Source organism: Nonomuraea insulae, assembly GCF_042656245.1.
This window is the reverse complement of sequence record NZ_JBHSPA010000023.1, coordinates 312030-329679: the sequence shown is the minus strand read 5'-3', so window position 1 is coordinate 329679 and position 17650 is coordinate 312030. Positions and strand designations below refer to the sequence as shown.

Annotated in this window: 23 protein-coding genes; 15 read left to right on the top strand and 8 right to left on the bottom strand. The window is 70.8% G+C overall.

Annotation, left to right across the window (positions count from 1 at the left end; translation table 11 throughout):
• Positions 1 to 21: 21 nt before the first annotated feature.
• A complete protein-coding gene (locus ACFPZ3_RS19235; protein WP_379515513.1) occupies positions 22 to 951 on the bottom strand; it encodes a LysR family transcriptional regulator in 930 nt (309 codons plus the stop codon).
• A 110-nt stretch (positions 952 to 1061) separates the two neighbouring features.
• Between ACFPZ3_RS19235 and ACFPZ3_RS19230 the strand changes: the two genes are divergently transcribed.
• Genes ACFPZ3_RS19230 through ACFPZ3_RS19220 form a run of 3 tightly spaced genes read left to right on the top strand, consistent with a single transcriptional unit; the run spans position 1062 to position 3278 of the window.
• Positions 1062 to 2372: a CitMHS family transporter gene (locus ACFPZ3_RS19230; RefSeq protein WP_379515512.1), complete on the top strand. Its 1311-nt coding sequence runs from the start codon at positions 1062 to 1064 to the stop codon at positions 2370 to 2372.
• A 13-nt stretch (positions 2373 to 2385) separates the two neighbouring features.
• Positions 2386 to 2955, top strand: coding sequence for a CocE/NonD family hydrolase (locus ACFPZ3_RS19225; protein ID WP_379515511.1), 570 nt, complete (start codon positions 2386 to 2388; stop codon positions 2953 to 2955).
• The gene (locus ACFPZ3_RS19220) at positions 2850 to 3278 is read left to right on the top strand and encodes a GlxA family transcriptional regulator (protein ID WP_379515510.1); all 429 of its coding nucleotides are present in this window, start codon (positions 2850 to 2852) and stop codon (positions 3276 to 3278) included. Before ACFPZ3_RS19225 ends, ACFPZ3_RS19220 begins: the two co-directional genes overlap by 106 nt.
• Before the next feature lie 6 nt (positions 3279 to 3284).
• On the opposite strand, the gene ACFPZ3_RS19215 is transcribed toward ACFPZ3_RS19220, so the two are convergent.
• A complete protein-coding gene (locus ACFPZ3_RS19215) occupies positions 3285 to 3917 on the bottom strand; it encodes a LysE family translocator (protein ID WP_379515509.1) in 633 nt (210 codons plus the stop codon).
• A 100-nt stretch (positions 3918 to 4017) separates the two neighbouring features.
• Between ACFPZ3_RS19215 and ACFPZ3_RS19210 the strand changes: the two genes are divergently transcribed.
• From ACFPZ3_RS19210 to ACFPZ3_RS19190, 5 genes are all read left to right on the top strand, one after another.
• Complete coding sequence (locus ACFPZ3_RS19210) at positions 4018 to 4548, top strand: CGNR zinc finger domain-containing protein (RefSeq protein ID WP_379515508.1); 531 nt, start codon at positions 4018 to 4020, stop codon at positions 4546 to 4548.
• A 70-nt stretch (positions 4549 to 4618) separates the two neighbouring features.
• A complete protein-coding gene (locus ACFPZ3_RS19205) occupies positions 4619 to 4825 on the top strand; it encodes a hypothetical protein (RefSeq protein ID WP_379515507.1) in 207 nt (68 codons plus the stop codon).
• On the top strand, positions 4822 to 5292 hold the full coding sequence (locus tag ACFPZ3_RS19200) for a LysE family translocator (RefSeq protein ID WP_379515506.1): 471 nt from the start codon (positions 4822 to 4824) through the stop codon (positions 5290 to 5292). Before ACFPZ3_RS19205 ends, ACFPZ3_RS19200 begins: the two co-directional genes overlap by 4 nt.
• On the top strand, positions 5292 to 5432 hold the full coding sequence (locus ACFPZ3_RS19195; protein ID WP_379515505.1) for a hypothetical protein: 141 nt from the start codon (positions 5292 to 5294) through the stop codon (positions 5430 to 5432). The genes ACFPZ3_RS19200 and ACFPZ3_RS19195 overlap by 1 nt, the downstream gene beginning before the upstream one ends.
• A 74-nt stretch (positions 5433 to 5506) precedes the next feature.
• Positions 5507 to 6322 carry an SMP-30/gluconolactonase/LRE family protein gene (locus ACFPZ3_RS19190; RefSeq protein ID WP_379515504.1) on the top strand — a complete coding sequence of 272 codons (816 nt, stop codon included), beginning with the start codon at positions 5507 to 5509 and terminating at the stop codon, positions 6320 to 6322.
• A 96-nt stretch (positions 6323 to 6418) separates the two neighbouring features.
• Here ACFPZ3_RS19190 and ACFPZ3_RS19185 read toward each other — a convergent pair whose 3' ends face one another.
• On the bottom strand, positions 6419 to 6898 hold the full coding sequence (locus ACFPZ3_RS19185) for a tautomerase family protein (protein ID WP_379515503.1): 480 nt from the start codon (positions 6896 to 6898) through the stop codon (positions 6419 to 6421).
• A gap of 82 nt (positions 6899 to 6980) precedes the next feature.
• Here ACFPZ3_RS19185 and ACFPZ3_RS19180 point away from each other — a divergent pair, with 82 nt between their 5' ends.
• Positions 6981 to 7481, top strand: coding sequence for a winged helix-turn-helix transcriptional regulator (locus ACFPZ3_RS19180; RefSeq protein ID WP_379515502.1), 501 nt, complete (start codon positions 6981 to 6983; stop codon positions 7479 to 7481).
• An 86-nt stretch (positions 7482 to 7567) separates the two neighbouring features.
• On the opposite strand, the gene ACFPZ3_RS19175 is transcribed toward ACFPZ3_RS19180, so the two are convergent.
• A complete protein-coding gene (locus ACFPZ3_RS19175) occupies positions 7568 to 8179 on the bottom strand; it encodes a VC0807 family protein (RefSeq protein WP_379515501.1) in 612 nt (203 codons plus the stop codon).
• Between the two features lie 236 nt (positions 8180 to 8415).
• Here ACFPZ3_RS19175 and ACFPZ3_RS19170 point away from each other — a divergent pair, with 236 nt between their 5' ends.
• Positions 8416 to 9270, top strand: coding sequence for an alpha/beta hydrolase family protein (locus ACFPZ3_RS19170; RefSeq protein WP_379515500.1), 855 nt, complete (start codon positions 8416 to 8418; stop codon positions 9268 to 9270).
• Between the two features lie 110 nt (positions 9271 to 9380).
• On the opposite strand, the gene ACFPZ3_RS19165 is transcribed toward ACFPZ3_RS19170, so the two are convergent.
• Positions 9381 to 9974: a TetR/AcrR family transcriptional regulator gene (locus ACFPZ3_RS19165; RefSeq protein WP_379515499.1), complete on the bottom strand. Its 594-nt coding sequence runs from the start codon at positions 9972 to 9974 to the stop codon at positions 9381 to 9383.
• 76 nt (positions 9975 to 10050) lie between these two features.
• Between ACFPZ3_RS19165 and ACFPZ3_RS19160 the strand changes: the two genes are divergently transcribed.
• From ACFPZ3_RS19160 to ACFPZ3_RS19140, 5 genes are all read left to right on the top strand, one after another.
• Complete coding sequence (locus tag ACFPZ3_RS19160) at positions 10051 to 11190, top strand: YbfB/YjiJ family MFS transporter (RefSeq protein ID WP_379515498.1); 1140 nt, start codon at positions 10051 to 10053, stop codon at positions 11188 to 11190.
• Positions 11191 to 11734: 544 nt separating this feature from the next.
• Positions 11735 to 12553, top strand: coding sequence for an alpha/beta fold hydrolase (locus ACFPZ3_RS19155; RefSeq protein ID WP_379515497.1), 819 nt, complete (start codon positions 11735 to 11737; stop codon positions 12551 to 12553).
• Positions 12554 to 13023: 470 nt separating this feature from the next.
• Complete coding sequence (locus ACFPZ3_RS19150) at positions 13024 to 13737, top strand: ABC transporter ATP-binding protein (protein ID WP_379515496.1); 714 nt, start codon at positions 13024 to 13026, stop codon at positions 13735 to 13737.
• Positions 13734 to 14483, top strand: coding sequence for an ABC transporter permease (locus tag ACFPZ3_RS19145; protein WP_379515495.1), 750 nt, complete (start codon positions 13734 to 13736; stop codon positions 14481 to 14483). The genes ACFPZ3_RS19150 and ACFPZ3_RS19145 overlap by 4 nt, the downstream gene beginning before the upstream one ends.
• Positions 14483 to 14626, top strand: coding sequence for a hypothetical protein (locus ACFPZ3_RS19140; RefSeq protein ID WP_379515494.1), 144 nt, complete (start codon positions 14483 to 14485; stop codon positions 14624 to 14626). The genes ACFPZ3_RS19145 and ACFPZ3_RS19140 overlap by 1 nt, the downstream gene beginning before the upstream one ends.
• A 14-nt stretch (positions 14627 to 14640) precedes the next feature.
• Here ACFPZ3_RS19140 and ACFPZ3_RS19135 read toward each other — a convergent pair whose 3' ends face one another.
• From ACFPZ3_RS19135 to ACFPZ3_RS19125, 3 genes are read right to left on the bottom strand one after another with little or no spacing between them, the layout of a single operon-like run.
• Complete coding sequence (locus tag ACFPZ3_RS19135) at positions 14641 to 15384, bottom strand: ABC transporter ATP-binding protein (RefSeq protein WP_379515493.1); 744 nt, start codon at positions 15382 to 15384, stop codon at positions 14641 to 14643.
• Positions 15385 to 15440: 56 nt separating this feature from the next.
• Positions 15441 to 16526: a FecCD family ABC transporter permease gene (locus ACFPZ3_RS19130; RefSeq protein WP_379515492.1), complete on the bottom strand. Its 1086-nt coding sequence runs from the start codon at positions 16524 to 16526 to the stop codon at positions 15441 to 15443.
• Positions 16523 to 17530, bottom strand: a complete 1008-nt coding sequence (locus ACFPZ3_RS19125) for an ABC transporter substrate-binding protein (RefSeq protein WP_379515491.1) — start codon at positions 17528 to 17530, stop codon at positions 16523 to 16525. Before ACFPZ3_RS19125 ends, ACFPZ3_RS19130 begins: the two co-directional genes overlap by 4 nt.
• Positions 17531 to 17650 lie beyond the last annotated feature (120 nt).

Here is a 17650-nt window from a genome sequence, read left to right as displayed (position 1 = left end):
TAAATTCATGCGCTTATCGCATCAATGGGTGATCCAGGCCGCGCCGGCCGGCACCTCCCGCCCTTCGGCGCGGACCTCGTCCAGCAGGTCGAGGAACGCGGCGGCGGCGGGTGGCAGAGCGCGGCGGGCCCGCACCACGATGTCCAGACGCCGTTCGACCACGGGGCCGACCAGCTCGCGGTGCACGACGTGCCCGGGCCCCAGCAGGGGCAGCACCAGGGCGGGCATCGCCGACACCCCGAGCCCGGCGGCGACCAGCCCGCCCACCGTCGCCACGTTGCCGGCCTCAGCGGCAGGCGTGACCATGGCCCCGGCCTGCTCGAACGCCGCGTCGGTCAGCCTGCGCACGCTGGACTCGGGGCCGACGGCCAGGAACGGCTCGGCGGCCAGGTCCTCCCAGGTGACCTCGTCGCGGGCGGCGAGCGGATGGCTCTGCGGCAGCACGGCGCGGAAGCGGTCGCGGATCAGCGGGCGGTGCTCCAGCCGGTCGGAGGCCGCGCCGACGGTCGTGACGGCGAAGTCGGCGTCGCCGTTCAGGACTCTGCCGATGACGGCCCGTTCGAGGCCGTCCATGATCCGGACGCTCACGCCCGGCCGCCGGCCCCGGAACGTGGAGATCATCTGGGGCAGCAGCACGGCCGCGACCGACGGGAGGGTGGCCATGACGACCACGCCGGACTCGCCGAGCAGGTAGCGCCGCAGCTGTTTCATGCCCGACCGGTGGGCGTCCACGATCTGCTCGGCCACGCGCAGGGTCTCCTGGCCGGCCGCGGTGAGCCGCACGTTGCGGGTGTCGCGTTCCAGCAGTTGCACGCCGAGGACACGTTCCAGATCGGACACGGCGCGGCTCAACGTCGACTGGGAGACGCGCAGTTGCGCGGCGGCGGCGGTGAAACCGGCGGCTCTGGCCACGGCGACATAGGCGGCGAGCTGCCGCAGACTGGCGTCCACAGTCTCCACTGTTGCGCATAACGCATGGATAAATCCACTTTTGATGGTGGACGTGAAACGCCGGTACTCGGAAACTTGCCCGTAACCTCCCGCCCGGCGAAAGGACCCCGATGATCGCGATCCTTGGATTCCTCACCATCGGCCTGTTCCTGGTGCTGACCATGACCAGGCGCGTCTCGGTCCTGACCGCGCTCGTGCTCGTCCCCGTGGTCACCGCGCTGGTGGGTGGCTTCGCCTCCGGCATGGGCCCGATGATCCTCGAAGGGCTGGGCAAGGTCGCCCCCACGGGGATCATGATCGCCTTCGCGGTCCTGTACTTCAGCCTGATGATCGACACCGGGCTGTTCGACCCGCTGATCCGCGGCATCCTGCGCCTGGCCAAGGACGACCCGCTGCGCATCGCCGTCGGCACCGCGGTCCTCACGATGTGCGTGGCCCTGGACGGCGACGGAGCCTCCACTTTCCTCATCACCGTCTCGGCCCTGCTGCCCGTCTACAAGCGGCTGAACATGAGCCCACTGGTGCTGACCGGCGTCGTCTGCCTCGGCGCGGGCGTGATGAACATGGCCCCCTGGGGCGGGCCCACCGCTCGCGCGATGGCGGTGCTGAAGCTGGACAGCTCGCAGGTGTTCACCCCGGTGCTGCCGGCCATGGCCGCGGGCATCGTGTGGGTGCTGGTGGCGTCGTACCTGATCGGGCTGCGCGAACGCCGCCGCCTCGGCGCCGTGACCCTGCCCGAGCCCCAGCTGGAGCCGGTACGCGGTGACGGGCCCGGCACACCGCTCGCCCCCGAGCGCAGGAGCGTGGCCCTGACCACGTTCAACCTCGTGCTCACCGTCGTGCTGCTGATCGCGCTGGTCCTGCAGGCGATGCCGCTGCCGGTGCTGTTCGTGCTCGGCTTCGCCATCGCCGCCGCGGTCAACCTGCCCACGTGGGACAAACAGCAGGCGCTGCTCGACAAGCACGCCAGGAGCGTCGTCCTGGTCACCACCATGATCTTCGCGGCCGGCGTCTTCACCGGCATCCTCACCGGCACCAAGATGATCGACCAGATGGCCGCCGCGTTCGTCGGGATCATCCCCGACTCCTTCGGCGGTCACCTGCCGCTGCTCGTGGCGATCACCGGCATGCCGCTCAGCCTGGTCTTCACCCCGGACGCCTACTACTTCGGCGTGCTGCCCGTGCTGGCCCAGACGGCCGGCGGCTTCGGCATCGAGTCCGCCGAGATCGCCAGGGCGGCCATCCTCGGCCAGATGACCACCGGCTTCCCGCTCAGCCCGCTCACCGCCGCCACCTTCATCCTCGTCGGCATGAGCGGCGTGCAACTCGGCCAGCACCAGCGCTTCATCTTCGGCTGGGCGTTCGCGACCACCGTCGTCATGACCGTCGTCGCGCTCCTGACCGGCGCCATCTCGTTCTGAGGAGCTTCCTTTGATGATGTACGGCCGGATCCTCGCCGCCCTCTCCACCGCCTTGACCGTGCCTCTCGCGCCACACACCCCGGCGGACCCCTTCTTCTCCTACGACCGGCCCGCCACGTACGAGGTGCGCACCGAGCGCGTCCAGGTCCCGCTGCGCGACGGCGGCCACCTGGCCTGCGACCTGCACCGGCCCGCCGCCGACGGCCGCTTCCCGGTGATCGTGTACGACTACACGGCCTACGACCAGCTGGAGAGCCTCGGCCGGGCGGCGGCGTACTTCGTCGAACGCGGATACAACGCCGCCGTCTGCAACGCCCGCGGCTCCGGCGACTCGCCCGGCCACCTCGACCCGTTCAGCGCCCAGGAGCAGCGCGACAACTACGACCTCATCGAATGGCTGGCCGCGCGGCCCTGGTCCACCGACCTCGGCGGGAGTCGCCGCGGGACTCGACCTGTGCCTGCATCTTCGGGGCCCGCGTGGCGAACCAGCGGGCCCGCCTGCTCGTCACCGCCCCGCACCGCGCCGGCGGCCAGGCCCAGTACATCGACCTGCCCGTGCGCCCAGAACGTTCCGCAGGTCTGACGCGGTTGTACGAATGGGCACTGCTCAACCTGCACGAGCCACTCACCGTGGACCGGTTGGCGCAGCGGGCCGGCATGTCCAGGAGGACCCTCATCCGCCGCTTCAACACCGAGACCGGGCAGCCGCCCATGCGGTGGCTCCTGGAGGCCAGGCTCAGCCGCGCGCGCGAACTGCTGGAGTCCACCGACCTCACGGTGGAAGGCATCGCGCGCCGTTGCGGCCTCGGCACGCCGGCCAACTTCCGCACGCTGTTCAAAGAACGCGTCGGAGTCCCGCCCAGCGTCTACCGCGACACGTTCCACCCTGCCACCACGGACCGGTGATCGGCCTCAGCCGCCCCACAGAGCCTCTCCGAGCAGGATCAGCGCCAGGACGCCGAAGGTCAGGCCGGCGCCCACGCTCAGCGCGATCGCGGCGCGGCTGCCCTTGACCAGCACGGTGCCCAGTTTGCCGGCGAAGACGCCGACGAAGCTGTCCCAGCCGAGGCCGATGAGCAGGAAGATGAGGCCGAGCGTCAGCATCTGCACCGGGACCGGGGCATGCCCGGTCCGGGTGAACTGCGGCAGGAACGCGGCGAAGAACAGAATGATCTTTGGGTTGGACAGGTTGGTGAGCATCGCCCGGCCCAGGACCTGCCCATCGGGCGGCCTGATCCGCTCGCCGAAGCCGGACGTTCTGGCCGTTCGCAGGGTGGTCACCGCCAGCCAGCCGAGGTAGAGCCCGCCTGCCAGCTGTATGACGATCAGCGCCCGAGGCGCCGAGCTCAGCAACGCGGCCAGCCCCAGGGTGGCCGCGACGACGTGCACCACCATGCCCAGCGCCATGCCGACGGCCGACAGCAGCCCGGCACGAAAGCCCCGGTCCATCGCCACCGCGACGATGTAGACGCTGTCGGGTCCCGGGGCGACGATGATCAGCAGCACGGTCACGAGGAAGCCGGGCAGCACGAGGGGATCGATCACGCCGACCTTTCTTGTAACGCATTGATTGGATTTATTACGTTACAAGGTCGGGCTATGGCATGCAACGCGAAAGAAGCTTTCATCGCGTTACAGTGGCGGTATGACAGTGGACGCGATGCCGTCGGCCGTCCTGGTCGAGCTGGTCAACGGGTGGGGGTCGGTTCCCCGCGAGGCACGTGCGGTGGACTATCCCGGCGAGGGCTATCCGCCCATCGCCGGGATCGCCCTGCCTGCCGGTCCGGAGCTCACCGACCGGGCCCTGACGCTCGCCGCCGACCGCCTCCACCCGGTCTTCGCCACCGTCGGCGCGGCCGGGCAGGCCCGGCTGGTCAACGAACTTCTCGTGGAGACCGGGGTCCGGCCCCTCCTGAGCGTCATGGGCGATCACACGCACGCGAACTGGGCCGTCGGCGACGGCGCGGACGCGGTGCTCGCCGCCGCGGCGGTCGCGCTGCGCCGGCACCTGGCCGACCACGGATCCCAGCGCCTGGGCGTGTGCACGGGCCGGCGCTGCGCGGACGTCTACATCGATGCCTCACCTGCGGGCCGGCGCCGGTTCTGCTCCGTCACCTGCCAGAACCGCGCGCGCGTCGCCACCTTCCGCAGCCGCCGCGCCTCGGCGCAACCGTGATTCAGGGGCGGGGCAGGGCCGCTCTCCGGAATCCACACCCGCGGGTCGGACGGCGAGGGGGGCGCGGGCGATGGCAGCCGCCTCAGCAACGTCCGCGGCCGCCTCGACCTTCGCCGGCCGCCCCTTGATCGTCTCGCCGGCCGTCACCTGGACCCTGCGCCTGCCGTGGGAGGGCGACCGGCCCGCCGACCTCGACCAACCGCCCGGCCTCGCCTTCCACATCCTCGACGACGACCGCCGCCTCACCACGCACTACCGCGTCGTACTCCCGGCATGATCCACCCGTCCGCGATCGCCGGGTTCCTCCTGGCGGTCCTGCCCCTCATCGCCACCCCGGGCGCGAGCATGACCCTGCTGATCCAGCACGTCACGACCGGCGGTCGCCGGCACGCCCTCCCCGTCCTCCTCGGTACGGTCACCGGCCTGTACGCCCACGCGACCCTGGCCATCGCCGGCCTCTCGGCCCTGATCATGCACTCCAGCCAGGCCTTCACCGCCGTCAAGCTCATCGGCGCGGCCTACCTCGTCGGCCTGGGCCTGTGGACCTGGCGCTCCACCACCCTGCCTCCGCCGCACGAACCGCCCAGGAAACGGACGGGCTCCGTCTACACCCAAGCCCTGCTCGCGAACGTGCTCAACCCCAAGGCGGCCTCCATCTACCTGACCCTGATCCCGCAGTTCATCGTGCCGGCCGCCCCATCTCCGGGCAGATCCTCGCCCTCGCCACCGCCCACGCCCTGCTGATGGCGGTGTGGTTGCTGACCTGGACGGCCCTCATCCACCAGGGCGCGCACCTCGTGCGCAAGGCCCGCTTCAAGCGGGCGGCGGGAAAGGTGACGGCGGTGGTGCTCGTCGTCCTCGGCCTCCGGGCCGCCGCGACATAGCCGATGCATGTACGCCGAATCCTTGAGAGGGTGAATCCATGATCCTAAAAACCTTTGATTACAGCGCAGGAGAGATGGCAGAGAACATCGTGGTCCTTGAGGACGGCACGATCTGCGCGTCGTTGTTGTCGGGCGCCGTGTGGTCGTCCAATGGTGAATCGGAACGGGTGGTCCCGGACCGAACCGACGCGATCACCGTGGGCCTCGTCTCGGACGCCGACCACCGGCTCTACTCGGCCGTGCGCAGCGCGGACGGAACCGTGACGGGAATCTGGCGGCGTGAAGCCCGCCGGCACTGGACCCGGTACGCCGCCGCTGAGGCCGGTGCGGGGCTCAACGGCATCACCTTCGCCGAGGACGGCACCCTGTTCGCGGCGGACTCCGAGCAGGGCGAGATCCTTTACTGTCCCCCCGGCCAGGACACGCTGAAGTTGTGGCTCGCCGACGAGCGCCTGGCGCCGACCACGCGGGAGGACCCGATGACGTCCACGGGCGTGAACGGGGTCAAGGTCTGGGACGGCGACCTGTGGGCGACCAACTCGGCCCAGGGCACCGTGCTGCGCATCGGCATCGAGGCGGGAGGTCCTGGCGAGGTGCGGCAGGTGTACGACGGCATCCCCGCCGACGACTTCGCCTTCGACGCCTCCGGTGTGCTCTACCTCGCCCTGCACCCTCGCGACACCGTCCTGCGCATCACCCCTGACGGTGTCAGGACCGTGCTGGCCACCGAGGCCGACGGTCTCGACGGCCCGAGCGCGATCGCCGTCGCCGCCGACGGGCTTCTCGTGACCAGCCTGGGCATGCTCGGAACCCGGCACGAACCCAACATCGTCCACCTTCCCCTGGAGGTGGCCGCCTCCGCCCTGCCCCGTCCGAGAATGGCCCGCTGAGGCAGAGCGTCCAGGTGGGCATCGTCGCGCAGGTTGTGGTCGACGCCCCGGAGCACCTGGTGAGCGCGTCCGTGGTGGTACAGGTCTGGACTCGGCCTACGCGGTGGCGCGGATGCGGGAGGTGCGCCGCAGGATTTCCTGCTCGCTCGCGCCCGCGAAAGTCATGATGTCGGCCAGCCGGACGATGTGCCCGCCGCCGCCCCAATGCCCGTCGGGGATCTCGTTGACGATGACCCACACGCGGCGGGCGTCGGCGGGGGCCGGCTCCTTTCCGCCCGACTCGGCACGGAGCACCTGGTCGGTGACCTCGACGACCAGGCCCTCTCGCGTACGGTCGTCGAGCGAGCCCTCGGGGACGCCCACGACGACCCGGTAGCGCGGCAGCTCGGAGGGACGGCCCGCCACCGTGACGAGCTCCGGTTCGTGGACGAAGGTCCAGGCGATCGACTCGGCGGCCTCGTTCCCCGGGGTGGCTCCCTCCCATTTCAGCAGCGTGTGGGTGAGCTCGCGCATGAGCCCGGCCTTGGCGTCGGTGTCCAGCGCACCGCGGGGCATGGTGAGGTCGATCATCGGCATGGCGCGCTCCTCGAGGTCAGTTCTCTAGAACAACTGACATCCAAGCACGAGTGAGTTCATTTGAGCAACTAAGGTGGTGGGCATGCGTCGTACCCGGTTCGATGACTGGCCCTGCTCGATCGCCCGCACCGTCGACCTGATCGGTGACTGGTGGACTCCGCTCGTCATGCGCGAGGCGTTCTACGGTGCCCGCCGTTTCGAGGAGTTCCAGGAGCGGCTGGGCGTGAGCCGCAACGTCCTGACCCAGCGGCTGGAGCGCCTCGTGGCCGAGGACCTGCTCCAGCGCGTGCCCTATCAGGAACGCCCGACCCGCCACGAGTACCGGCTGACCGACAAGGGCCGCGACTTCTTCACCGTGCTCGCCGCGATGATCGGCTGGGGGGACCGCTGGCTGGCCGGGCCCGAAGGGCCTCCGGTCGCGTTGCGCGACAAGGTCACGGGGGAGAAGGTACGCCCCGAGGTGGTGGATGCGACGACGGGCCTGCCCATCGACGTACGGCGGATCGTCGCCTCACCCGGTCCCGGATTCCCGGCCGGGCACGCGGATCAGATCGCCCTGCGGGCCGGAGGCGACGACGAATGACCGGCTCACCCGCGCTCGCGTAAATGACCTGCTCAGCCGCGCTCGCGTAAATGACCTGCTCGGCCGTGCTCGCGTATATGACCGGCTCACCCGTGCTCGCGTAGGACGGCGAATGCGCCGGTGCGGCGGCCGTGGATCATCACCAGGCCCTGCGCCGCGACGATGAGGACGATCAGCAGCACGGTGCCGAGCAGGGGGACGCTGTCGACGGGCAGGGTGTAGGCCATCGCCACGCGTGCCGCCGCGTCGGCGAGGAAGGCGACGCCCCAGGCCAGGCTGGCCACCAGCACCCACCGGTGGAAGATGCGGCTGCCCTGCCACAAGTGGTCGAATCGTTCTCCCGCGCCTGGCGGGCTGAGCTTGATGGCCACGTCGAGCAGGAAGGGCCGGGTCATGGCGAGGGAGGCGAGGATCCACCCGCCCAGCGCGCCGGTGATCCAGCTTTCTCGTGCCAGGAGCGTGCGCGGGTCGCCGGTGATCAGGGTGATCAGGGCGGACAGGAGCAGTGCGGCGATCATGAACAGGGCGGTCGGGTCGAGGCGGCGCCGGCGCCTCCAGGTCAGGCCGATGCCGACGAGCGGAGCCAGCGAGGCCACCGCCAGCGAGGTCCATTGGCCTGCCCGGCGGCGCGCAGCCCGTAGAACGCCGCCAGCGGTGCGACCACGTCCAGCAGGAGCGTGGTCGCGGTGAACGACCATGATGCTTTCCGGCGTTCGCCGTTCTCGGCGCTGGGCGGCCACGACGGTTTCCGGCCTTATGCGTTCTCCGCGCTGGGCGACCACGACGGTTTCAGGCGTTCGCCGTTCTCGGCGCCGGGCGGCCATGACGGTTCGTGGCGTTCGCCATCGCCAAGTTACCGTAGATGGTACCGATCGGTTCGGGGAGCTGCTAGCGTCTCGTCGTACCGATTGGTTCTATCTAGTCAGGAGTCGTCATGGTCAGCGCCGCGGACCCCCTCGTCACCGACCCTCCGGCTGGTCTCGCGCCCGCCGCGAGCACGCCCGCGGTCGCCTTCGACAGCGGCGGCGTGTCGCTGCTCGGGGTGTTGCACGTGCCTGCGGGGCCGGGGCCGCATCCGGTGGTGGTGCTGACGCACGGCTTCCCCGGCAACGAGCGGAACTTCGACGTGGCGCAGAGCCTGCGCCGCGCCGGTTATGCCGCGCTCGTCTTTCACTACCGCGGCTCCTGGGGCGTGGGCGGCACGTACTCGTGGGCGAACGTGCTGGCGGACACGGCCGCGGCCGTCGCCTTCGTACGCGATCCCGCCTCGGCGCAGCGATACCGGCTGGATTCGGATCGAGTGGTCCTCGTCGGCCACAGTTTCGGCGGATTCGCGGCGTTGATGACGGCCGCGGCCGACCCGTCCATCGCGGCCGTGGCCTCCGCCGCCGCGTTCGACAGCGGGGCGGGCGCGGCGGCCTGCCGTCGCAGCTCCGCGGACCGGCAGGCGTACGTCGAGGCGTTCGAGGCCGAGTTGCTGCCCCTGCGCGGCACCAGCGGCGAGGCGCTGGTCGCCGAGATGGAGGCGGCGGGCGAAGACTGGAGCCTGGCCGCGCTCGCCGGACGCCTGGCCACACGGCCCGTCCTACTGATCGGCACCGGTCACGACACCGTCACGCCCGCCCCCATGCACTACGAACCGGTCCTGGCCGCCTACCGGGCCCACCCGGTCGAGCGCCTCGAACACCACCTCTTCCCGACCGATCACGCCCTGTCCGACCACCGCGTGGCGCTGACCCGCACGATCCTGGCCTTCCTCACCACCCACTTCACCAAGCCCACCGACTGACCCACGCCACCCTGCCTGTGTTGGGCATCGGTGGGCCCGCTTGCGAAGTCCGCCGCATGACCTGGACCGCTCGCTCGGGTCGGTCCCAAGGCGAGTTGGCGGGTCTGGTGTCAGTGGCTGGGGCGGGAGGCGGTGGAGAGGAGGGCGAGTGCGGCCTGGCGGGCGTGATCGGCGGCGCCGGTGGCCTTGTGATGGGCCGCGAGGACGGTGGCGCCCTCGACCAGCGTGAGCAGTTGCCGTCCCAACGCGGAGGGATCGGCGGCTCCGGCACGCTCGGCGATGCCGGTCAGAAGCGCGAGGTGGCGGTCGAGATGACGGGCGGTGAGCGCACGCACGTTCTCGACGTGGTGCTGGGCGGCGGCGTTCAGCATGGCGCAGCCGCGGAAGGCCGGATCGTCGTACCACCGCTGAAGGGCGTCGAACACCGCGGCGAGCTGGTCGTGCGGGTCCTCTCCCGCGGCCTCGGCGGATTCGGCCAGCCAGCGTGTCACGCGCGCGCTGCGCTCCGCCAGCATGGCCTCTACGAGCCCGTCCTTGGAGCCGAAGTGCCGGTAGAGCGTTTCTTTGGAGACGCCGAGGAGGGCGCAGAGCTCGGCGACGCCGATGCCGTCGAGCCCGCGCTCGTACAACAACGGGGTGGCCGCGTCGAGGATGGTGGCGCGCGTGCGCTCGGGATCGATTGTGGAGCCCTTGGGAACCGGCATGTACAGGATGGTACCAATCGGTTCTATCGAATGTTACGATCCAGGATCGTACCGAACGGTTCGATCTGGAGGCCCCATGCCACTCGTCATCAGCCCGCCTACGCAGCAGGCAGCGCGGCTGGCCCTGGGCACGGCTTCGGCGCTCGGCCTGGGACGTTTCGCGTACGGCCTGCTCCTGCCCGAGATGCGTGACGACCTGCGCTGGTCATTGGGTGAGGCCGGGGCGATGAGTGCCGCCAACGGATTCGGCTACCTGCTCGGGGCGCTCGTGACGGCCGGGGTCGTGCGCCGTTGGGGAACGGCGGCCACCTTCCGTGGCGGCATGGTCCTCACCGCGCTGGCGCTGGCGGCCACGGCGATCGGCGATGACCGCCTGTTGCTGCTGGTCGCGCGATTCGTGGCCGGAGCGGCGGGGGCGGCCGTGTTCATCACCGGCGGCGTGATCGCGTCGGGCATCGCCGCCCGCGCCGCGTCAAGCACACCCATCACCGTCTACTTCGCGGGCACCGGGCTGGGCATCGTCTTCAGCGGCGCCACCATCCCACCGCTCGGAGATCACTGGAGTCTCGCCTGGGCCGGCTTGAGCGTCGCGGCAGCTCTGGCTGCGGTGGTGAGCTGGACCGCCGCTCGGGGCGGCCAGGAGGAACCGGCCGCGACCGGATCGGCGCGCGTGCGCCTCCTCTGGGGGATCGCCCTGGCCTACCTGCTGTTCTCCGCCGGCTACATCACCTACATCACCTTCCTGTCCGCCTATCTCGCCGACCAGCAGGCCTCGCTCGGGCAGGTGGTGCTCACCTGGACGGCGCTGGGCCTGGCCGTCGTGGCGGCGCCCGCGCTGTGGAGCCGCCCCACCGCCCACTGGCCGGGCAGCCGGGCGCTGACCGCCCTGCTGGGCCTGCTGGCCGGGGGAGCGGCACTGGCGTTGACGGCGCCCACGCCGGCGGTCATCCTCATCTCCGCGATCGTCTACGGGGCCACGTTCATGGGCGTTCCCGCCGCTGTCACCGCGCTCATCAAGAAGAACACCCCGGCCGCCGGATGGACCGCCACCCTGGCGGCCTTCACCACGTTGTTCGCGGCCGGCCAGACGGCGGGGCCGTGGCTCGCCGGGCTCGTCGCCGATCACACCACGACCGACGCCACCCTGGCGTGGACGGCGATCCTTTGCGGCTCGGCGGCCCTCATCGCCGCCCTCCCGAACCGGTCTCGTCCCTGACGGGCTCCCTCCCGAATCGGTCTCGTCCCTGACGGGCTCCCTCCCGAACTGGTCCCGTCCCTGACGGGCTCCCTCCCGAACTGGTCCCGTCCCTGACGGGCTCCCTCCCGAACTGGTCCCGTCCCTGACGGGCTCCCTCCCGAACCGGTCCCTCCCGAACCGGTCCCTCCCGAACCGGTCCCTCCCGAACCGGTCCCTCCCGAACCGGTCCCTCCCGAACCGGTCCCCTCCCGAACCGGTCCCCTCCCGAACCGGTCCCGTCCCTGACGGGCTCCCTCCCTGATGGGCTCCCGCTCTGATGGGCACCCCTCCCCGGGGGCGCCTCGGCCGACCTGAACCGCCTCTGGCAGGCCGTCCCCCCGGGCGGACCCTGCGGGCGACGTCACCGGCACCCCCGAGAGCGACCGTCACCTGTTCGCCACCCTCTGCCCCACGTGACAGTCGCTCGCGCTTTCCACTACCTCCCAGGTAATCGACGCGATGACCTCCGCCCGGCCAGAGTTATCGCATAAGCAGCACATGGCGTTCAGGAAGGACATTCACCATGCCGTACTTCGAAGGCTCTGATGGCACGAACCTGTTCTACACCGACTGGGGCCAGGGCAAGCCGGTGGTGTTCGTGGCCGGGGCCTGGCTCAGCAGCAGTTCATGGGAGTTCCAGATGCTCCCGCTGGCCGATCAGGGCCTGCGCTGCATCGCCATGGACAGGCGGGGGCACGGCCGCTCGGACTGGGTCGGCCACGGGTACGACTACGACACCCTCGCCGATGACCTCGCGGCCCTGCTCGACCGCCTCGACCTGCGTGAGGTGACGTTGGTGGCGCACTCGATGGGCGGCGGAGAGGTGATCCGCTACCTGTCGCGCCACGGGTACGACCGCGTGAGCAAAGTCGTGCTGATCGCGGTCACCGCGCCGCTGGCGCTCAGGACGCCGGACAATCCTGAGGGTGTCGACCGGAGCATCTTCGACGCCGTGACGGCGGACCGGACCAAAGACCGCCCGAGGTGGATGGCCAGGAACGCGCAGGCGTTCTTCGCGACGCACCTCGGCAACACGATCTCCTCCGAGCTCCTGGAGTGGACGGTGCAGCGGTGCCTCGACTGCTCGGCCAAGGCCGCCGTCGAGGTGGTCGAGATCGGCTTCAGCACCGACCTGCGAGACGAGGCCGCCGCCCTCCAGGTGCCGACCCTGATCATCCATGGCGATGCCGACGCCTCGGCTCCCATCGATCTCTGCGGGCGGCGACTGGCGAAGCTGGTGCCGGGCAACGTGTACAAGGAGTATCCCGGAGCGGCGCACGGCATCTTCATGACCCACGCCGAACAGCTCAACCAGGACCTCCTCGACTTCATCGGTGACTGAGAGGACACCGGGGGCCTTGGTGCGTCGCCCCCGGCCCGCCACGACCTCCGCGCCTCTTCGCGGCAGAAATGAGCACGCAGGTGTGGCCGAGGCGAAGGCCGGAGACACCAGGCCGGCGGTGCCGCCGCCGCAGCAGGGCCAGGCCGGCGAGGCCCGCCCCCATGTCGGTCAGAATCCCGAGGAGCCAGGGCTCGGAGACGATGCCGCGGTCTCTGACCAGCAGAGCAGAAGTGATAGCGCGGCCGGCCCGTAACGAAGCGCGGCACCCAGCCTCTCCGGGAACGGCCGATGTGTGGCGGGGTCGTGGATGGTTTCCAGCCTGAAGTTCGAGGGCCTGAGCTCTTAGCGACCTGGGGCGATCGTCGTATCGACCTGGGTCCACAGCGGGTCCGGCGGATCTGGCCTCGCAGATCGGTTCTCTCGCCCCAGGTCCGATGTGGCCGCGGCGGCGTCTCCGGTGGACTGGGTCCGTGATCGAATTCCATCGCGTCAGCAAGACGTACCAAGAGGTGCGAGCCCTCGACGACGTGTCCTTCAGCGTCCAGCCGGGCACCGTCACCGGTTTCCTCGGGCCCAACGGGGCCGGCAAATCGACCGCACTGCGCATCCTGGCCGGGCTCGCCCGGCCCACCTCGGGCTCGGCCACCGTGCTCGGCCTTCCGTACGCGGAGCTGGGGCATCCGGGCTACCACGTCGGCACCTTGCTCGACGCCAGCGCCCATCACCCGGGTCGCACCGGGCGCGAGGTGCTGACCCTGGGCGCCATGCTGCTCGGCCTGCCCCGTTCACGCGTGGCGGAGGTCCTTGAGCTTGTCGGGCTGACCGTCAAGGAGAGCAGGCGGGCCGTCGGCGGCTACTCGCTGGGTATGCGGCAGCGGCTCGGCATCGGCCACGCCCTGCTCGGCCGGCCCCGCGCGCTCATCCTCGACGAGCCGGCCAATGGCCTCGACCCGCAGGGCATCCAGTGGATGCGCGGGCTGCTGCGCGACCTGACCGAAGCGGGGTGCGCGGTGCTGCTCAGCTCCCACCTGCTCTACGAGGTGGAGCAGATCGCCGACCACATCGTGATGATCGGCCGCGGCCGGGTGCTCGCCGAGGGCACGGTGGCCGAGCTGAGCCGAGGCCGCGGCCTCGAACAGACCTTCCTCGACCTGACCGCCGACGCCGATCGGAGCCTGGCATGACCACGACTCTCTCCCATTCCATCCCGTTCCGCAGGCTGCTGCTGGTGGAGGCCCGCAAGCTCGTTGACACGCGCGGCGGTGTCATCCTGACGGGGGTTCTGGTCTTCGTCTCGGCCGCGCTCGTCGTGGGGCGGGGCGTCGTCGTGGGGCCGCCGAAGCTGCTCACCCTGGCCTCGACCGCCTCGATCGGCCTGGGCTACCTGCTGCCGGTGCTCGCGATTCTCACGGTCACCGCCGAGTGGAGCCATCGCACCGCGCTGACCACGTTCACGCTGGAGCCACGGCGGGGGCGGGTGGTGGCGGCCAAGAGCCTGTCCGCGCTGGCCGCGACGGTGCTGGCCTGTCTGTTCTCGTTGCTGATCGCGGTTCCTGCCACCGCGATCTCCGCCGCGGTTCTGGGCGAGGAGCCCACCTGGCAGCTCGCGCCGCAGGCGTTCCTCGGCTGGATCGCCGTATTGCTCATCATGACCGCCGAGGGGCTGGCCTTGGGCCTGCTGCTGCTCAACGCGCCGGCAGCCATCGTGATCTGCCTGGTCAACACCATGGTGTGGCCCTTCGTCCGCCTGTTCGGCGACCTCGGCAAGACCCTGGCCGACTGGGTCGACCTGGGCGGCAACACCGATGTGCTGTTCAGCGGCGACTGGACGGGCGACGCCCCCGCCCGGCTGGCCGTGTCGGGGCTGGTGTGGGTCGTCGTCCCGATGGCGGCGGGCCTGGCCCGTGTGCTGCGCGCCGAGGTGCACTGATGCGCGTATGTTCGCGCGTGTCGGCGTACGCGATCGCCGTCGGGCGCGACCACCTGCTGCTGACCCAGCTCTCCGAGTCCGCGGCCGTCTTCACCCATCTGCCCGGCGGGGGCGTCGTCGGCCTTGAGCTGATCGGTGCGTGAGGGTCATCCGGGGATCAGCGCTCCTCCTTGAGCCGTTCGAAGACGAGCCGGGTGCGGTGTACGGCGCGCACGCCGTACACCTGGGAGATGAGGTCGGGGGTGAGGACCTGTTCCGGTGGGCCGCCGGTCACGATGCGGCCGGCGTTCATGACGTACAGGCGGTCGCAGAAGGCGGCGGCCTGGTTGAGGTCGTGCAGGACGGCCAGGGTGGCGATGCCGAGCTCGCGCACCAGGTGCAGGAGCTCCAGCTGGTGGCGGATGTCGAGGTGGGAGGTGGGCTCGTCCAGCAGGAGCAGGCGGGTCTGCTGGGCGAGGGCGCGGGCGAGCAAGACGCGTTGTTTCTCGCCGCCGGACAGGGTGGCGAAGACGCGGTGGACGGCGCCGGTCAGGCCGACGCGGTCGAGCGCCCGCGCGCACAGCTCCTCGTCCGTTCGAGCATCGGCCTTGTACGGCGTGCGGCCCATGAGGACGACCTCGGCCACCGTGAAGTCCAGGTCGGCCGGGGTCTCCTGGGCTACGACGGCGGTGCGCCTGGCGGCCTCGCGGGCGGCGAGCCGGTGCACGTCGTCGCCGTCCACGCTGATGAGCCCGGCGGCGGGGCGCAGCGCCCGGTAGATCGCCCGGAGCAGGGTGGACTTGCCGCAGCCGTTCGGCCCGACCAGGCCCACGAACTCGCCGTCGTCCACCAGCAGATCGGCCTCGTGCACGATCGGGTTGCCATCGAGCGCGACGGACACGCCGCGCAGGTCGAGCTTCATGTGACGCTCACCGTCCGATCCGGCGAGCCCGGCTTCATGTGACGCGGGGTCCGGCTTCATGTGACGTTCACCGCACGGTCCGCGGAGCGGCGGCGCAGCAGCCACAGGAAGAACGGCACGCCGAACAGGGCGGTGACGATGCTGAGCGCCAGCTCCTGAGGCGCGTTGACGGTGCGGGCGGCGACGTCCACGAGCTGGAGGAACACGGCTCCGAGCAGGGCGGTGACGGGCAGGACCCGGCGGTGGTCGGCGCCGACGAGCAGCCGGGCGGCGTGTGGCACGATCAGGCCGACGAACGCGATCGCGCCACTGGTGGCCACCAGCACGCCGACCAGCAACGAGGTCAGCACGAACAGGGTCAGGCGGAAGCGGTTCACGTTCACCCCGAGCGAGATGGCGCTCTCCTCTCCGGCGGCGATCGCGTTCAGCGGACGGTGCTGCAGCAGCAGGTACGTCACCCCGGCGGCCAGGACGACGGCCGGCAGCGGCAGCAGGTGCCAGCGGGCGCCACCGAGGCTGCCCATCAGCCAGAACAGCACCTGCTGGGCGGCCCGCCCGCTCTGGGCGAGTTGCAGGACGAAGCTGTAGGCGGCCTGGAACAGGTACGCCAGCGCCACCCCGGCCAGCACCAGCCGCGACGGGGTGATGCGCCCCGACCGCTGGGCCAGCACGTACACCAGCCCCAAGGCCAGCAGGGATCCGGCGAAGGCGGCGGCCGACAACGACAGCCCGCCCAGCGCGGAGGCGCCCAGGATCAGCACGAGCACCGCGCCGAACGAGGCCCCGGAGGAGATCCCGAGCAGGAACGGGTCCGCCAGCGGGTTGCGTACCAGTGCCTGCAGCACGGCCCCGACCACCGCCAGCCCGGCCCCGACCAGGAGCGCCAGCAGTGCGCGCGGCAGCCGGAACTCCCACACGATCTGCTCCTGCACCGGGGTCCAGGTGCGCGGCACCAGGCCGGGGGCGAGGCGGTCGGCGACGATGCCCCACGCCTGGGGGAGGGCGACGGGGACCGCGCCGATGCTCACCGCCAGCCAGGTCGAGGCGACGACGGCGACGAGGAGCGCGGCGATGAGCAGGAGGAACCGGCTCGTACGGCGGAGCTCGGTCCGCACCGGGTTCTGCTGAGTCGTGGTGGTCACTGGGTGAAGGCGTCGGGGTGCAGGAAGCGGGCGATGTCGGTGATGGCCAGGATGTTGCGGTAGCCGGGGTGCTGGGCCGCCACGGGGAGCGCGAGGTAGCGCTGCTTCTCGGCGGCCGGGCTGTTCCTGGCGATGGCGAAGGCGTCGGCGGCCTTGGCGGGGGAGCTGGGCATGTCCTCGCCGCGCAGGGTGGCGTAGTCGCTGACCAGGACCGCTTCCGGCTGGGCGGCGCTGATCTTCTCGACGCTGACCTCGGTGTAGTCGCCCTTGACGTCGGCCAGCACGTTCACGCCGCCGGCCAGGGCGATCATCTGGTTGGTGATCCCTGAGCCGCCGTAGGCGTTGATCGGGCCCTTGCCGCCGTCGGTGGCCAGCACCTTGACGGGGGTACGGCCTTCGACGCGCTTCTTGACGTCGGCCAGCCGGCCCCGCAGGTCGCTGATCAGCGTGTCGGCGCGGTCGGGCACGCCGAAGATCGCGCCGAGGTCGCGCAGGTCGGTGAAGGTGTCGTCGATGGTGAACTGGAGCACCTCCTCAGGGCTGCACCAGCCGCCCAGGATGTACACCGGGCTGCCGGCCGAGTCCAGCTCCTCCACGGTGGCGTACCCGCCGGCGGCGTCGAAGCCGGCCATGGCGTTGTCCAGGACGAAGTCCGCCCCCTGGGCGAGCATGATCTCCTTCTGCGGCGGCATGATCGTGTCGGAGATCTCCGGGATCTTGGCGTACTGGTCCTTCTGCCCCGGCAGGAACGGGCTCTCCGAGAAGTTCGTGCGCCCGGCGATCCGGTCGCCCAGGCCGAGGGCGAGCAGGGTCTCCAGCGAGGGGTGATAGCCGGTCACGACCTTGGCGGGCGGCTTGTCGAAGGTGAGCTTGCGCCCGCAGTTCTCGATCGTGACGGGGAAGCCGGCCTGCGGCGCCGCCGCCTGCCCGGCCTCCTGTGTGGCGGGCGCCTGCGAGCAGGCGGTCAGCGAGAGAGCCGCCACCAGGACGAGCAACCTTCTCATGATCCGGCTACCGCCTTCAGCAGGGCGCTGACGGTCGGCATGGCTGGGGCGGTACGGGGCGGGCGGCTCATGTGATGAGTCTCCGGAGGCGAGAGGTCGGACGATCGTACGAAATATCAT

Coding starts and splice junctions, on each gene's coding strand:
- ACFPZ3_RS19165 (WP_379515499.1), bottom strand. CDS start 9,974: ATGCCGGTTCCCAAGGGCTCCACAATCGATCCCGAGCGCACGCGCGCC.
- ACFPZ3_RS19185 (WP_379515503.1), bottom strand. CDS start 6,898: ATGCCGATGATCGACCTCACCATGCCCCGCGGTGCGCTGGACACCGAC.
- ACFPZ3_RS19205 (WP_379515507.1), top strand. CDS start 4,619: ATGGCAGCCGCCTCAGCAACGTCCGCGGCCGCCTCGACCTTCGCCGGC.
- ACFPZ3_RS19195 (WP_379515505.1), top strand. CDS start 5,292: ATGGCGGTGTGGTTGCTGACCTGGACGGCCCTCATCCACCAGGGCGCG.
- ACFPZ3_RS19140 (WP_379515494.1), top strand. CDS start 14,483: ATGCGCGTATGTTCGCGCGTGTCGGCGTACGCGATCGCCGTCGGGCGC.
- ACFPZ3_RS19200 (WP_379515506.1), top strand. CDS start 4,822: ATGATCCACCCGTCCGCGATCGCCGGGTTCCTCCTGGCGGTCCTGCCC.
- ACFPZ3_RS19145 (WP_379515495.1), top strand. CDS start 13,734: ATGACCACGACTCTCTCCCATTCCATCCCGTTCCGCAGGCTGCTGCTG.
- ACFPZ3_RS19135 (WP_379515493.1), bottom strand. CDS start 15,384: ATGAAGCTCGACCTGCGCGGCGTGTCCGTCGCGCTCGATGGCAACCCG.
- ACFPZ3_RS19175 (WP_379515501.1), bottom strand. CDS start 8,179: ATGGTCGTTCACCGCGACCACGCTCCTGCTGGACGTGGTCGCACCGCT.
- ACFPZ3_RS19160 (WP_379515498.1), top strand. CDS start 10,051: ATGCCACTCGTCATCAGCCCGCCTACGCAGCAGGCAGCGCGGCTGGCC.
- ACFPZ3_RS19230 (WP_379515512.1), top strand. CDS start 1,062: ATGATCGCGATCCTTGGATTCCTCACCATCGGCCTGTTCCTGGTGCTG.
- ACFPZ3_RS19225 (WP_379515511.1), top strand. CDS start 2,386: ATGATGTACGGCCGGATCCTCGCCGCCCTCTCCACCGCCTTGACCGTG.
- ACFPZ3_RS19125 (WP_379515491.1), bottom strand. CDS start 17,530: ATGAGAAGGTTGCTCGTCCTGGTGGCGGCTCTCTCGCTGACCGCCTGC.
- ACFPZ3_RS19210 (WP_379515508.1), top strand. CDS start 4,018: ATGACAGTGGACGCGATGCCGTCGGCCGTCCTGGTCGAGCTGGTCAAC.
- ACFPZ3_RS19155 (WP_379515497.1), top strand. CDS start 11,735: ATGCCGTACTTCGAAGGCTCTGATGGCACGAACCTGTTCTACACCGAC.
- ACFPZ3_RS19170 (WP_379515500.1), top strand. CDS start 8,416: ATGGTCAGCGCCGCGGACCCCCTCGTCACCGACCCTCCGGCTGGTCTC.
- ACFPZ3_RS19180 (WP_379515502.1), top strand. CDS start 6,981: ATGCGTCGTACCCGGTTCGATGACTGGCCCTGCTCGATCGCCCGCACC.
- ACFPZ3_RS19190 (WP_379515504.1), top strand. CDS start 5,507: ATGGCAGAGAACATCGTGGTCCTTGAGGACGGCACGATCTGCGCGTCG.